Here is a 14953-nt window from a genome sequence, read left to right as displayed (position 1 = left end):
TTACCCTTTCCTGCGTGCTGCCAGACAGAACTGCCAGGCCCCGAGCGCGACCTGCCCGCTGGCATCGGCAGCAACGCTGCCCAAATCCTGACCGATGATGTGCCAATCGCCCTGTGGTAACGTCAGCTGCCCCGTCTCGGTGCCGAGGTTGAAGGCGCAAAAGATTTGCTCGCTGCCATTGTCCCGCAAGAACGAAAGAACATCGCGCGCTGCGGTCATATCCAATTGCGCGCCCGATTTTAGCGCCGGATGGCTGTGACGCAGTGCAATGGCCCGGCGGTAGTGATGCAGGAGAGCCTGCGAGTCCGCCTCCTGCCGGTCGACAGCACTTGCCGCCTGCTCAGCACTGACCGGCAACCAGGGCCGTGCGCCGCTGAAACCGGCGTTTTCATCCTGGGTTTTCCAGACCATGGGCGTGCGGCACCCGTCCCGGCCCTTGAACTCGGGCCAGAACTCGATGCCATACGGGTCCTGCAGGCTTTCGAACGGCACATCCGCCTCAGCCAGACCCAGTTCTTCACCCTGGTACAGGCAAGCCGACCCGCGCAGGCTCATCATCAGAACCGAGTGCAGTCGCAGCGCTGCTTCGTCCAGCCCCCAGCGTGAGGCGTGGCGGGCGACATCATGGTTTGAGAATGCCCAACAGGCCCAGGCATCGCCCGCTTTGCTTTCCAGCTGGTCAAAAACCTGCTTGGCATAGCTTGCGGTGATCCGCCGTTTCTCAAGAAACTCAAAGGCATAGCACATGTGCATGCGCTTATCGCCCGATGTGTATTCCCCCATGATCTCAAGCCCGCGCTGGGCATCGCCGACCTCACCCAGACAAGCGCGGTCCTCGTATTTGTCGGTAAGCGCCCGCAGCCGTTCCAGAAAAGCCAGGTTTTCAGGCTGGCTCTTGGAATAGAGGTGATCCTGGTGGTTGTAGGGGTTTACCATCGGCGCGATCGAGGCGTTGCGCTCGGACACCGGCAGGGCCGGGTTGCTGCGCAGCTGCTTGTCGTGGAAATAGAAGTTGATGGTGTCCAGTCGGAACCCGTCCACCCCCATGTCCAGCCAGAACCGTGCCACGTCCAGCAGCGCGTCCTGCACTTCTCTGCAGTGGAAGTTCAGGTCCGGCTGCGAGGTCAGGAAATTGTGGAGGTAATATTGCTCGCGCCGCGTGTCCCATTGCCAGGCTGAGCCGCCAAAGATCGACAGCCAGTTGTTGGGCGGCGTGCCGTCCGGCTGCGGGTCGGCCCAGACATACCAGTCGGATTTGGCGTTGTCCCGGCTGGCGCGGCTTTCGCGGAACCACGGATGCTGGTCCGAGGTATGCGATAGCACCAGATCGATCATCACGCGCAGGCCAAGCGCGTGGGCCTGATCCAGCAGTTCCCTGAAATCCTCCATGGTGCCGAACATCGGGTCGACATCGCGATAGTCACTGACGTCATACCCGAAATCCTTCATCGGCGACTTGAAGAAAGGAGAGATCCAGACCGCATCCACACCCAGTGACGAGATGTATCCCAGCCGCTGTGTAATGCCTTTCAGATCGCCGATCCCGTCGCCGTTGCTGTCCTGAAAGCTGCGCGGATAGACCTGGTAGATCACGCCGCCCCGCCACCAGTCCGATTTCGACACGGTTGCGGCTGCGATATGCGAAGTGTTTTGCACGTTCATCTGACGCCTTTATTTTACCGACCCGGCCAGCAGTCCGCGGACCAGGTATTTCTGCATTGCAAAGAAGACGGCCAGCGGCACCGCGATCGACACGAAGGCGGCGGTGGCCAGGATTTCCCAGTTGCCGCCGCGCGTGCCGAGCAGCTCGACGATGCGGTTGGTCATCACGGTGGTCTGCCCCGATGCGTCGATGAGGAACACCTTGGCGACCAGCAGATCGTTCCAAGTCCACAGGAACTGGAAGATTGCAAACGAAGCCAGCGCCGGGAAGCTGAGTGGCAGGATCAGCTTGGTGAAGATCTGGAACTCGGTGGCCCCGTCCACGCGCGCGTTTTCGATCAGGTCGCGCGGCAGTCCGGCCATGTAGTTGCGCAAGAGGTAGATCGCCAATGGCATCCCAAAGCCGGTATGGGCCATCCACACGCCCAGATAGCCTTTGCCGATGCCAATACTCAGGTGGAATTTGAGCAATGGGATCAGTGCCAGTTGCAGCGGCACCACCAGCAACCCGACCACCGCAGCAATCAGCAGGGCGCGACCCGGAAACTCCATCCATGCCAGCGCATAGGCGGCAAAGGCGGCGACCAGAATGGGGATGATGGTGGCCGGAATCGTCACCGTAAGCGTGTTGAAGAACGCATTGCCCATGCCATCGACGTTGCCCGGGTCCAACAGCACCTTGTTGTAGTTCTGGACTGTAAACTCCGGCGGAGTGGTGGCTGTGGCAAATACACGGCTGCCTCGGCTGCCGGTGAATTCCTCGGCGTTCTCCATCCGGTAATCGCCGTTCGACGCAACGGTAATGGTGCCGCCCTTGCGCAGCTCGGCCGTATCGCCGGGCTCAAACGCGTCGATGGCACGGGAACTGATCCCCCATACCGAGATGTTGGCGTCTCCGGCCTCACCAAACAGATTGCCCTCAATCACATATATGCCATCCTGCTGAGCCTGCGTCTCGGGCGCGGCTGTCCGCAGGGTCAGGTTCTGCTCCGAGGGGAACAGCGACTTCCACCACCCACTTGTGGCAATCTGGTCCGCCGTGCGGAAGGACGAGATCAGCAAACCAAGGGTTGGAAACACCCAGAGCAGCACAAGCGCGGCAACTGAAAGATGAACAACCCATGTAAGCGCCGGTCTGGTTCCTGCGATATCACTCATTGTGCCGCCCCCTCACCGCATTTCCTTGCGCGCATTGCGCACGTTCCAGATCAGGATCGGCGTCACTAGCACCATGATAACCATAGCCGATGCCGACCCCACGCCCCAGTCATTCGCCCGGAACAACTTGTCGTACATGTAATTCGCCAGCACCTGCGTCTCCCACTGGCCGTTGGTCATGGCGAACACGATGTCAAAGACCTTGAGCACCGTGATCGTGATCGTGGTCCAGACCACAAGGATGGTCGTCTTGATCTGAGGCACCTTGATGCGGAAAAAGATCTGGAACGGGTTGGCGCCATCTAGAATTGCCGCCTCGATCGTTTCCTCGGGAATACCCCGCAGGGCGGCCGACAGGATCACCATGGCAAACCCGGTTTGAATCCAGACCAGCACCACCATCAGGAAGAAGTTGTTCCAGAACGGGATGGTCAGCCAGGTCTGCGGATCGGTCCCTCCGAAAAAGATGTAGACCGCGTTCAGGATGCCGATCTGATCCTGTTCGGCGGGGCGCGTGTCGTAGACCAGCTTCCAGATCACCGAGGCGCCGACAAATGAAATGGCCATCGGCATGAAGATCAGCGACTTGGCGACGTTGCCCCAGCGGATTCGGTCGGTAAGCTGCGCGACCAGCAGACCAAAGCCGGTCGACAACGCCGGCACGACGATCAGCCACAGCATGTTGTTGCGCATGGCTTCCCAGAACTTGGGTTCGGCCACCATCTGCACATAGTTGTCGGCCCCGGCCCACTGATAGCCACCGCCCGGAATGCGCTCGGTCAATGACAGGCGGAGGGTTTCATAGACAGGATAGGCCAGATACAGGCCGAGTGCCGCAAGGGCGGGAAACAGGAACAGCCATGGCCGGATCATGTTGGCGCGGTTGATATTGCGCCCTGCATTTGGGCCGCGCGCGGGAAACAGAACTTTGTCCAGAAACTGGTTGGAAAAGTAGAAATATCCCACGCAGCCCGACACGCCGATGACGATTGTGAGCAGACCTTGGATTGCCGGATGCATGCCGCCCTCCCACTTGCGACAGAGATGTCGGGGCTGCCCACAACTGCGGGCAGCCCGCTTGGATCAGACGCTTACTTCAGCGCGTCCCAAGATGACTGGATTTCGTCGGCCACGTCCTGTGCGGATTTGCCACCGGTGTAGTCCACCATGCCGGTCCAGAAGGTACCCGCACCCACGCCGCCGGGCATCAGATCCGAACCGTCAAATCGGAACGTCGTTGCCCCCAACAGGATGTCGTTCATCTTTTTCAGCGTCGGATCCGAGAAGACCGAACTGTCGACACCCTTGTGGGGCGTCAGGAACCCGGTCAGCGCCATCCAGGTTTCATGCGCCTCGGGTGTCTGCAGATAGGCGATCAGGTCATGCGCGCCCGGGCTGTCGTTGGTGATGGCCCAGAGCGTGCCGGCACCCAGTACCGGGCTTCCCAGATCCTTGCTTTCGTAAGCCGGGAAATAGAAGAAATCCGCGTCCTCGCCCACAACCGTGCCTTCGGGGAAGAAAGCCGGAATGAACGACGCCTGACGGTGCAGGTAGCATTGCGGCGGTGAACTGAAGAGGCCTTTGGGGCTGTCGCGGAAGTCGGTCGTCGCCACAGCGCCTGCACCACCGGCCACGAAGTCATCATTGCGGGCAAAAGCGCCGAATTCTTCAATCGCCCCGACCACTTTCGGATCGTTGAACTTCAACTCGTTGGACACCCATGCGTCATAGTCCTGCGGCGATTGGGTGCGCAGCATCATGTCCTCGACCCAGTCTGTGGCGGGCCAGCCGGTCGCCCCGCCGGAACCCAGCCCGATGCACCAGGGCGTCTCACCATCGTCCACGATCTGCTCGGTCAGCGCCTTGAGCTCTTCCATCGTGGTCGGCACTTCATAGCCTGCGTCCTCGAAATTCTCGGGGCTGTACCAGACCAGCGACTTCACATCGACCTTGTAGAAAAAGCCATAAAGGTGATCGCTGCCGTCCGCGCCGGCATAGGTGCCCAGATCAACCCAGGATTGGCCCGCCGCATAATTGTCACGTATCCAGTCGCCGGTTCCACCAGCCAGCGGCGTCAGGAAACCGTCCTTTGCCATGTCCGAGGCCAGCCCAGGCTGTGGGAACACTGCGACATTCGGGGCCGATCCCGCTTCGGCGTCGATACGGATCTGCTGCTCGAAACTGTCTGAGCCGACATATGCGTATTCATGCCCTGTGGCCGCGGCGAACCCATCAAGCACCGCTTCAACGTTTTCCTGGTCCGGCCCCAGCCACGGTCCGAATACGGTGACCTTCTCTGCCTGCGCTGCGCCTGCCATCAGGGCAAAGGCAGCAACGCTTGCATAAAGCGAGCATTTCATGAGGTTTCCTCCCTATTGCGTTCTGGCGCTGAATTTCGCCCCCGTGAGACTCATTTTCAAAGCGCTTTGGATAACGACTGTTATCCGCTAACATCACGTTTCTGTCAATGTCTGGATTTCGCTGATTAGCAAAAAGCCTGTTTATGCCTTTTCAAAGGGCGAATCCTCAAAACCGGTTGACGGATCGCTCGATTGCCCACAAAACAGAAGTGGAAAAAAATTTGAAGGCGCTTTGAATCCGTAATGAACCTAAAACAGCTCTCTCAGATTCTGGGCTTGTCGCAAACCACGGTTAGCCGTGCGCTGAACGGCTATCCCGAAGTCAGTGAGGCAACGCGCATGCGGGTTCAGGCGGCGGCGACAAAGCACGGCTACCGCCCGAACAGCCGCGCTAAGGGTCTAGCCACTGGCAAGGCAATGGTGATCGGGCATGTGATTCCAAGCTCATCGCGACACGAGATGGTGAACCCGATCTTTGGCGATTTCGTCGCTGGTGCTGCGCGGAAATATGCCGAGCACGGCTATGACATGATGTTCACGCATGCCGACGACATCTCGATCGAGGAGGCCTACCGCACGCTCTTCAAGCGCGGCGCGGTGGATGGGGTGGTGTTGCAGGGCCCCAAAGTGGTCGAGCCGCGGATTTCGGTTCTCGCCAAAATGAACGTCCCTTTCATCGTGCATGGCCGCTCGACTGGCGCGGGTGAACCCTATTCGTGGATCGACGTGAACAACAAACGGTCGTTCCTGCGCGCAACCCAGTTTCTCATTGACCTGGGCCACCGCCGCATCGCGCTGATCAATGGGCTTGAAGAGATGGACTTTGCCCAACGCCGCCGAGTGGGATATCTTGAAGCGCTGCAGATGGCTGGTCTGGAGCCCGATCCCGAACTGATGCGCAGCGCCGAGATGACCGAGATTTACGGCCATCACGAAACCCGCAACATGTTGCAACTCGCCGACCCTCCCACCGCCATCCTTGCCGCCTCGATGATCTCGGCTATCGGTGTACGCCGCGCATTGGACGAGGCCGGGTTGAAGATGGGCCGTGACGTATCGGTGATCGCCCATGATGACGAACTCTCCTATCTGAAGAACGGGCAGGACGTTCCGATCTTCACAGCAACGCGGTCTTCTGTCAGACATGCGGGCGAAATCGCCGCAGAAATGCTGATAGACCGGATCAACACGCCGGAGGATCCGCCAAAAACCAGGCTGCTTGAGGCCGAACTGGTTCTTGGCAGTTCAACCGGCCCTGCCCCTGACAGGTCGTGACATGAAACATAGCCGCTCGGATTTTCCCAAGGATTTTCTCTTTGGGGTCGCCACCTCGGCGTATCAGATCGAAGGGCACGCCCAAGGTGGCGCGGGTCGTACCCATTGGGACAGCTTCGCCGCCACCCCCGGCAATGTTGTGCGGGGTGAGAACGGCGATGTCGCCTGTGATCACTATACCCGGTTTGGGCAGGATTTGGATCTGGTGCGCGAGGCCGGGTTCGACTGCTATCGTTTTTCCACAAGCTGGGCGCGCGTGCTGCCCGAGGGGCGCGGTCAGGTCAATCAGGAAGGCTTGGATTTCTACGACCGTCTGGCGGATGCGTTGCTGGAACGTGGCATCCGCCCCTGTGCAACGCTTTATCATTGGGAATTGCCCTCACCGCTCGCCGATCTGGGCGGATGGCGCAATCGTGACATCGCCGGGTGGTTTGCCGATTTCACCGAGGTGATCATGGGACGCATCGGGGATCGGATGTACAGCGTTGCTCCGATCAACGAGCCATGGTGTGTGAGTTGGCTGAGCCATTTCGAAGGGCACCACGCGCCGGGCCTGCGCGATATAAGGGCAACGGCGCGGGCCATGCATCACGTGCTGCTAGCGCATGGGTCCGCGATCGAGGCCATGCGCGGGCTTGGCATGACCAATCTTGGCGCGGTGTTCAACCTCGAATGGGCAGATCCAGCTGAGGACACCGAAGAGGCCCGGCGCGCGGCCGCCCTCTATGACGGCATTTACAACCGGTTCTTTTTGGGCGGTGTGTTCAACAAAGCCTACCCGGAGAACGTACTGGAGGGTCTGGAACCTCATCTACCGAACGGCTGGCATGACGATTTCGACATCATCGGCACACCGGTCGATTGGTGTGGCCTGAACTACTACACCCGCAAACTGATCGCTCCCGCAGACGGCTCGTGGCCCAACCTGCAGGAGGTTCCCGGCCCACTGCCTAAAACCCAGATGGGTTGGGAGATCGAGCCTGACGCCCTTTCCCGCTTCCTGATCCGCACTGCACAGGATTACACGGGCGATTTGCCGATTTTTGTGACCGAGAACGGCATGGCCAGTGAAGAGCGCGCCCAGGACGACGCCCGCATCGACTATCTGAACCAACACCTGTCGGCGGTCCGGCATGCCCTGGACGAGGGTGTTCCGGTGAAGGGCTATTTCGTTTGGTCGCTGATGGACAACTACGAATGGGCCTATGGGTATGAAAAGCGCTTTGGCCTTGTGGATGTGGATTTTGGAACCCTGACCAGAACTCCGAAGGCTTCGTATCACGCGCTGAAATCGGCGCTGGCCGAGGGTGAGCCTGCGAAACTGCCGTTGGCGCAACCGGTTGGCTCACTAAAGCCGCACTGGCAACTGGTGGCAGATATTGGCGGTACCAACACCCGTTTGGGCGTGGTTTCCGGTGATCGGCTAACAGACGTTCGCAAATATCCTACGGGATCGTTGTCTGATATGCTCGACGCTTTCTACGGCCTGTGTGACGAGATGGGGACCCCTCCGCGCGCGGTCGTCGCTGCGGGCGCGGGACCGGTCAAGGATGGAGCGATCCGCCTGACAAATGCACATCTGAACCTGTCGGAAGCGGATATTGCCAATGCCACCGGCGCCAAGCACACCTTTGTGATCAACGACTTCACCGCGGCTGCCTGGTCGGTTGCCAACATATCCGGCGACGATGTCGAAATCCTGCAAGGAGCGCCTGAACCGCCGGTAGGGACGAGGCTTGTCATAGGACCGGGCACTGGTCTGGGCGCCGGAGCGCTGCTTTATTCGGACGGCCACTATCACACCATATCGGGTGAAGGCGGGCATGTCGGCATTTCACCTCGCAACCGCTATGAAATCGAGGTTTTCGAGGCCGCCCGACAAATTGCGCCTGAGTGGTTCTTCGGCGACAGTTTGGCTTTGGAGGCCGAGGCTTTTTTGAGCGGGACCGGCATACCGATCCTGCATCAGGCTGTCTCCCTAGTAGAACATGGCCAGGCTGAAAACCGGTCGGCAAAGGACATTCTCCAGGATGCACAGGACGGCTCAACCCAGGCGGCAGTCAATACCGCTCGGATTTTTGCCAGGCATCTTGCGGCGGTCACCGGAGATCTCGCTGTCGCCATCATGCCGACCGGCGGCGTTTTCCTTCTGGGTGGCGTTGCGGAAAAGAACTGCTGGCTGTTCGACGACAGCTTTGTCGATACGTTCAATGCAGGCGGGCGGTTCACTTCGATCAGGCAATCCCTGAACCTCTATATCTCGAAACAAGAAGAATTCGGACTGATCGGGGCGCATAACTTCTGCGATAGAGCACTCGAACGCATTTCCGGCTGATCTGCCTCGTGCGCGCAAAGCAGTGCCTGAGGTTCCTGTGGTGAGGAGTTCTGATCGACATGATCCGCGAACCGACGCGGTCGGGGCGGCACGACTGGACGAAGCCAAAAGCGAGGTGAGCGCTTCAGGCTCCGGCAAAGGCGCGCTGGCGCACGATCTGCGGGGTTTCGCCATATTCCCGGCGGAACCAGCGAGCCAGGTTGGAATAGGTGCCAAACCCCGTGGCCACCACGACCTCGGACAGGGACAGGCTGGTATGGACCAGCAATTGGTGCGCCCGCTCGATGCGCAGCGCGCGATAAGCTGTCAGCGGACCGGTGCCGGTGCGCTCCAGAAAGCGGCGTTGCAGCTTGCGGGTCGAGACACCCAGATTGTTGGCCAATTCGCAGATCTTCAGGGGTTCTTCGATATGGTCACGCATCAGGTCGATGGTGCTGTCGATCAGCATATCGCCCTGCGCGCGCTGGCGCAGGCCCAGCGAGACCTTGCTCTGAGGGCGAGCGCCATCGGCGCTCAGCCCGATATAGTCACTCAGTGCCCCGGCAATGAACTGGCCGTGATCGCGGCCGATAAGTTCCAGAAATAAACGCAAAGCAGCAAAGCCGCTGATCGCGCTGTGCACCGATCCCGAGGCCGCAAAATGGGCGCCGGGGGCCAGTTCGGCCAGTTGCTCTTCGGTTGCGGCGGCCGCGAAGTTGGGGTGGATGGCGACTGCATGCCGCTCCTGCAACCCGGTTTCGCAGAGCAGAAACACCGCGCCGCCGACCAGGACCGAGCGGGTTGCCAGACGCAGGATCTGATGAACCCGATTACGTTCCTCGGCGCTCAGGCTCCAGCGGGCATGGATATCGCCCAGAAAGATCACGGTGCGCCGTGCCCAGTAGCGGGCATCTTCGGACGATTGTCCGGATAGGTCCCGCACGGTGACGCGATAGGGGGCGCCATCCACCAGATCGTTTCCGGCGTTGAACAGGTCCGCCATCATCTGCGCTGCCGAGGATGAGGTGCCCTGAGGCAGGATGATATCGATTTCGTTAACCCGTGCCGGGGCCATGGGGTGCGCCGCGACGGGCGTTGCAACCTGTGGAACGGATGCGCAATAGGTCATGTCTGCCTCCTCTTGCGGGTGTCATGCGGCGTGGGCGCCGGATCATCATCGGATGATGTGGTCCGCGCCGCCGGACCATACCGGCGGCGCGGCAAGGGCCCGGATCAGGCCGCTGCGTCTTCTTCCTCGTAGTCCGACATCGGCGGACAGGTGCAGATCAGGTTCCGGTCGCCATAGGCGTTGTCGACCCGGTTGACCGGCGACCAGTACTTGTCGACGCCCAAGCTGCCTGCCGGGAAGCAGGCCTGCTCTCGGGTGTAAGGCCGGTCCCATTCACCCACCAGATCACGCACCGTGTGGGGCGCGTTCTTGAGCGGGTTGTTCTCGGCGTCGATCTTGCCGTCGATGATCTGCTGCGCCTCGTCCCTGATCGAGAGCATGGCATCGCAGAACCGGTCCAACTCATCCTTGGGCTCGGACTCGGTGGGCTCGACCATCAGTGTCCCCGCCACCGGCCAGGACATGGTCGGTGCGTGGAAGCCGCTATCGACCAGACGCTTGGCGATGTCATCCACGGTCACGTTACCCTCGTCCGCCAGCGGACGGGTGTCGAGGATGCATTCATGCGCCACACGCCCCGTTTCCGAGGTGTAGAGAATCTTGTAGGCATCCTTGAGCCGCGCCGCGATATAGTTGGCGTTCAGGATCGCGACTTTTGTGGCCTGCGTCAGCCCCGCCCCGCCCATCAGCAGCACATAGGCCCATGAGACGGGCAGAATAGACGGTGACCCAAAGGGGGCCGCCGAGACCGGACCCACTGCGGTGCCGTATTCCGGGTGGCCGGGCAGGTGTTTCTCCAGATGCGCCTTGACGCCGATCGGACCCATGCCAGGACCGCCGCCGCCATGCGGGATGCAGAAGGTCTTGTGCAGGTTCAAGTGGCTGACATCGCCGCCGATCTTCCCCGGCTGGGCAACGCCAACCATGGCATTCATGTTTGCACCATCGATATAGACCTGACCGCCATGATCATGGGTGATCTGGCAGACCTCCTGCACCGTTTCCTCGAACACGCCATGAGTGGACGGGTAGGTGATCATGCAGGCCGCCAGATAATCCGAGTGCTTCTCGGCCTTCTCGCGGAAATCGGCAACATCGATATTGCCGTTGTCGTCCGATTTCACCGGCACGACCTGATAGCCCACCATCTGCGCCGAGGCCGGGTTGGTCCCATGCGCCGAGGTGGGGATCAGGCAGACGTTGCGATGTGCGTCACCGCGCGAGGCGTGGTAGTTGCGGATGGTCAACAGACCAGCATATTCACCCTGCGCACCCGAGTTGGGCTGCTGGCTGATCGCGTCATAGCCGGTGATCTGACACAGCTTGTCGTTCAGATCGGCGATCATCTCGTGATAGCCCTGCGCCTGATCTTCGGGGCAGAACGGGTGCAGGTTGCCAAACTCGGGCCAGGTGACCGGGATCATCTCGATCGTCGCGTTCAGCTTCATGGTGCAAGACCCCAGCGGGATCATCGCACGGTCCAGCGCCAGATCGCGGTCGGCCAGACGGCGCATATAGCGGGTAATCTCGGCCTCGGCCCGGTTCTTGTGGAAGATCGGGTGAGTCAGGTACTCGCTTTCCCGCAGAGCATAGTCAGGCAGACGGTAGTGGCGGTTCTTCTGGCTGTCGTCTTTCTTGTCGATGCCGAAAGCGCCCCAGACGGCCTCGATGGTCTCGGGCCGGGTCTGCTCGTCCAAGCTGATACCGACTTTGGTTTCACCGATCTTGCGCAGATTGACACCGCGGAGAACGGCAGCCTCCATGACGGTCTTCTGCAGGTGACCCACCTCGACGGTGATGGTATCGAAGAACACTTCCGGCTCGACGCTGAAGCCGTGCTCTTCCAGACCGGCGGCCAGACGCGAGGTCTTGCGGTGCACTGATTGCGCGATGGCCTTGATGCCGTCCGGACCATGATAGACCGCATACATTGAGGCGATGACAGCCAGCAGCGCCTGCGCGGTGCAGACGTTCGAGTTGGCTTTCTCACGGCGGATGTGCTGCTCGCGGGTTTGCAGCGCCAGACGATAGGCCTTGTTGCCGCGGCTGTCGATGGACACACCGATGATCCGGCCCGGCATCGCGCGCTTGAGCTTGTCGGTGGTCGCCATGTAAGCGGCGTGGGGGCCGCCAAAGCCCATCGGTACGCCAAAGCGTTGGGTCGAACCGATAGCGATATCCGCGCCCATCTCTCCCGGGGATTTCAGCAGCGCCAGCGACAGGATGTCGGCGGCGACGATGGCGATGGCCTTGTGTTCGTGCAAAGCCGCGATCTCGTTGGTGTAGTCACGCACATGGCCATAGGTGCCGGGATATTGGAAGATCGCACCAAAGACCGCACCTGCGTCTAGTTGATCGGGGTCGCCGACCTGCACGTCGATGCCCAGAGGCTCGGCGCGGGTCTTGATCACCGCGATGGTCTGCGGGTGGCAGTTCTTGTCGACGAAGAAGGCGGCGTTGTTCGCCTTGGAGCGTCCGCCGCGTTTCGCCATCGCCATGGCCTCGGCGGCGGCGGTGGCTTCGTCGAGCAACGAAGCATTGGCCACATCTAGCCCGGTCAGGTCACTGACCATGGTCTGGAAGTTCAGGAGCGCCTCAAGACGTCCCTGCGAAATCTCGGGCTGATAGGGCGTATAAGCGGTGTACCAGGCCGGGTTCTCCAGGATGTTGCGCAGGATCGGCGCGGGCGTTGTTGTGCCGTAGTACCCCTGACCGATCAGCGAGGTCAGAACCTTGTTCTTGCTCGCCACTTCCTTCATGTGGAAGAGCGCATCGCGCTCAGTCATCGCCGGACCCCAATCCAACGCCTCTTTCTGGCGGATCGCGGTTGGGACAGTCGCGTCGATCAGCTGGTCCAGCGTCTTGAAGCCGATCACCTTGAGCATATCGCGCATTTCGGTCGGCGAAGGACCGATGTGGCGGCGGTTGGCGAAGTCATAGGCTTCGTAATCGGTCAGTTTGAAGGCCATTGCAGCGCTCCTGTTTCGAAACTAGTGCCCGATGGAGACTGCGGGAGCCTCCGGCGGGAGTATTTGGAAAAAGATGAAGCGGTCAGCCGATCAGGGCTTTGTAACCGTCCAGATCCATCAGGTCGTCCAATTGCGAGGTGTCGGCCAGCTTGATCTTGTAGATCCAGGCATCACCCTCGGGGCTTTCGTTCAGCGCGCCGGGGTTGTCGGCCAGCGTCTCGTTGGCTTCGATCACCTCGCCATCGACGGGGGCATAGATTTCGGACGCGGCTTTTACCGACTCGATCACGCCGATCTCGTCCCCCTTTTCGAAATCGTCGCCGGCCTCTTTCTGCTCGACGAACACGATCTCGCCCAGCTGGTCGGCGGCATGCTGGGTGATGCCGATGGTTGCAACGTCACCCTCGACGGTGACCCATTCATGCTCTTCCGAGTAATAGGTTGCCATGTTCTCTCTCTCCTGACTTTAACGCTTGTAGTTCTGGGTGACGAAGGGCAGCGAAACAATCTCGGCCGGTTGCGCCTTGCCACGAATGATGAGGTTGACCTTTTCGCCGGGCTCTCCGTGGCCTGCCGAGACATAGCCGATAGCGACCGGTCCGCCGACGGTGGGGCCAAAGCCGCCCGAGGTGATGGCCCCGATGGTGTTGCCCTCGGCGCACTGGATCTCGACGCCCTGACGCGCCGGGGCACGGCCTTCGGGCTTGATGCCGACGAGCTTCTTGGCCGCTCCTTCGGCAAGTTCCTTTTGGACGCGCGCGGCACCCGGGAAACCGCCCTCTTCCTTGCGACGTTTCTGGATGGCCCAGCTCAGCGAGGCCTCGATGGGCGAGGTCGACTGGTCGATGTCGTTGCCATAGAGGCACAGACCCGCCTCAAGCCGCAGGCTGTCACGTGCGCCGAGGCCCGCCGGTTCGCAATCGTCATGCGCCAGGAAAGCGCGGGCGACCTCGACGGCCTTATCCTCGGGGATCGAGATTTCGTAACCGTCCTCGCCGGTATAGCCCAGACGCGAGATGCGGCAGTCGGCGCCGCAAATCTCGCCCACGGTGGTCTCCATGAATTTCAGGTCGCGGGCGGCGGGGCACAGTTCACCCACCACATTCTCAGCCGCGGGGCCCTGCACAGCAAGCAGCGCGCGGTCGAATATCTCGACCACTTCGACGCCTTCAAGGTTGCTGGCCATGTGCGGGATGTCCTGATGGCGCAGCGCAGCGTTCACCACGACGAAGTAGTGATCGCCGGCGTTCGACACGATCAGGTCGTCCATGATGCCACCATCTTCGTTTGTGAAGAAGCCGTAGCGCGCCTTGCCCTCTTTCAGGGTCGCATAGGCCTGCGGGCAGAGCGTTTCGAGCTTTTCGCCCACATTCTCGCCTTTCAGGATCACCTGACCCATGTGGCTCACGTCGAACAGCGCGGCCTTTTCGCGGCACTGCTTGTGTTCGCCCATGATGCCCATGGGATATTGCACCGGCATTTCCCAGCCGGCGAAGTCGACCATCTTGCCACCAAGTTCGACATGCAGGTCGTAGAGCGGGGTGCGTTTGGGCGCGTCAGTCATGACAAGTGCCTTTCTCGTGAGCGTTCGGATCAGTCGCGGACAACCATGACCGTGCAATGCGCGTTGCGCACGACACGAGCGAGGTTAGGGCCAATCTCGTAATTGGGGAAGTCGCCTTTGGCGGATGCCATGACAATCAGGTCAAATCCGTCCTTGTGGGCGAGTTTCAGAATTTCGCGGTAAACGCTGCCCTCTTCGATGTGAACCGGCACATCGGCGGCGTTGCCATTGGCTAGAATCGCGGCAACAGCATTGCGCACATGGTCTTTGGCGCCGGCGCCATAGTTGGCCGGCAGGTTGGGCAGTTTGATGATCTCGGGGATGACCGAGACCGCATGCAACTCGGCACCTTGGAATTTTGCCTGTTCCAGCGCGACCGGCAGGGCCTTTTTCCACGAGCGGTCATCCGTGTGATCAATCGGAAGCAGGATTTTCGTGGCCATCACTCGTCTCCTCGAGATAGAAAGTTTTCGTTTTCAGAAGAGGGGGGCCGAGGTTGGCCCCCCTCGTTCGTTTGAGCCG

Annotated in this window: 11 protein-coding genes and 1 pseudogene; 3 read left to right on the top strand and 9 right to left on the bottom strand. The window is 60.6% G+C overall.

Going from position 1 to position 14953, the window contains the following annotated elements; genetic code table 11:
- The 4 genes from GOX53_RS01665 to GOX53_RS01650 all read right to left on the bottom strand — a co-directional run bounded on the left by GOX53_RS01665 (nucleotide 1) and on the right by GOX53_RS01650 (nucleotide 5180).
- Nucleotides 1–1662: an alpha-glucosidase gene (locus GOX53_RS01665; RefSeq protein ID WP_171173243.1), complete on the bottom strand. Its 1662-nt coding sequence runs from the start codon at nucleotides 1660–1662 to the stop codon at nucleotides 1–3.
- A 9-nt stretch (nucleotides 1663–1671) separates the two neighbouring features.
- Nucleotides 1672–2820 carry a carbohydrate ABC transporter permease gene (locus tag GOX53_RS01660; protein WP_171173242.1) on the bottom strand — a complete coding sequence of 383 codons (1149 nt, stop codon included), beginning with the start codon at nucleotides 2818–2820 and terminating at the stop codon, nucleotides 1672–1674.
- A 12-nt stretch (nucleotides 2821–2832) separates the two neighbouring features.
- Nucleotides 2833–3840, bottom strand: a complete 1008-nt coding sequence (locus tag GOX53_RS01655; RefSeq protein WP_171173241.1) for a carbohydrate ABC transporter permease — start codon at nucleotides 3838–3840, stop codon at nucleotides 2833–2835.
- A 71-nt stretch (nucleotides 3841–3911) separates the two neighbouring features.
- Nucleotides 3912–5180, bottom strand: coding sequence for an ABC transporter substrate-binding protein (locus GOX53_RS01650; protein WP_171173240.1), 1269 nt, complete (start codon nucleotides 5178–5180; stop codon nucleotides 3912–3914).
- Nucleotides 5181–5423: 243 nt separating this feature from the next.
- Between GOX53_RS01650 and GOX53_RS01645 the strand changes: the two genes are divergently transcribed.
- The 3 genes and pseudogenes from GOX53_RS01645 to GOX53_RS29725 all read left to right on the top strand — a co-directional run bounded on the left by GOX53_RS01645 (nucleotide 5424) and on the right by GOX53_RS29725 (nucleotide 8790).
- Nucleotides 5424–6455 carry a LacI family DNA-binding transcriptional regulator gene (locus tag GOX53_RS01645; RefSeq protein WP_171173239.1) on the top strand — a complete coding sequence of 344 codons (1032 nt, stop codon included), beginning with the start codon at nucleotides 5424–5426 and terminating at the stop codon, nucleotides 6453–6455.
- A 1-nt stretch (nucleotide 6456) separates the two neighbouring features.
- A pseudogene (locus GOX53_RS29730) lies at nucleotides 6457–7755 on the top strand (GH1 family beta-glucosidase); the annotation flags it as partial.
- A gap of 69 nt (nucleotides 7756–7824) precedes the next feature.
- Complete coding sequence (locus GOX53_RS29725; protein WP_371810241.1) at nucleotides 7825–8790, top strand: ROK family protein; 966 nt, start codon at nucleotides 7825–7827, stop codon at nucleotides 8788–8790.
- A gap of 124 nt (nucleotides 8791–8914) precedes the next feature.
- On the opposite strand, the gene GOX53_RS01635 is transcribed toward GOX53_RS29725, so the two are convergent.
- The 5 genes from GOX53_RS01635 to GOX53_RS01615 all read right to left on the bottom strand — a co-directional run bounded on the left by GOX53_RS01635 (nucleotide 8915) and on the right by GOX53_RS01615 (nucleotide 14874).
- Nucleotides 8915–9898 (bottom strand): helix-turn-helix domain-containing protein, encoded by a 984-nt coding sequence (locus tag GOX53_RS01635; RefSeq protein WP_254446417.1) that lies wholly within the window; start codon nucleotides 9896–9898, stop codon nucleotides 8915–8917.
- Between the two features lie 104 nt (nucleotides 9899–10002).
- Nucleotides 10003–12867, bottom strand: coding sequence for an aminomethyl-transferring glycine dehydrogenase (gene gcvP, locus GOX53_RS01630; RefSeq protein ID WP_171173237.1), 2865 nt, complete (start codon nucleotides 12865–12867; stop codon nucleotides 10003–10005).
- 82 nt (nucleotides 12868–12949) lie between these two features.
- Nucleotides 12950–13315, bottom strand: a complete 366-nt coding sequence (gene gcvH, locus GOX53_RS01625) for a glycine cleavage system protein GcvH (RefSeq protein ID WP_171173236.1) — start codon at nucleotides 13313–13315, stop codon at nucleotides 12950–12952.
- Between the two features lie 18 nt (nucleotides 13316–13333).
- A complete protein-coding gene (gcvT, locus tag GOX53_RS01620; RefSeq protein WP_171173235.1) occupies nucleotides 13334–14431 on the bottom strand; it encodes a glycine cleavage system aminomethyltransferase GcvT in 1098 nt (365 codons plus the stop codon).
- 29 nt (nucleotides 14432–14460) lie between these two features.
- On the bottom strand, nucleotides 14461–14874 hold the full coding sequence (locus GOX53_RS01615; protein WP_171173234.1) for a universal stress protein: 414 nt from the start codon (nucleotides 14872–14874) through the stop codon (nucleotides 14461–14463).
- Nucleotides 14875–14953 lie beyond the last annotated feature (79 nt).

It is taken from the genome of Ruegeria sp. HKCCD8929 (genome assembly GCF_013031405.1).
GTDB lineage: Bacteria > Pseudomonadota > Alphaproteobacteria > Rhodobacterales > Rhodobacteraceae > Ruegeria.
This window is presented reverse-complemented; position numbering and strand designations above follow the sequence as displayed.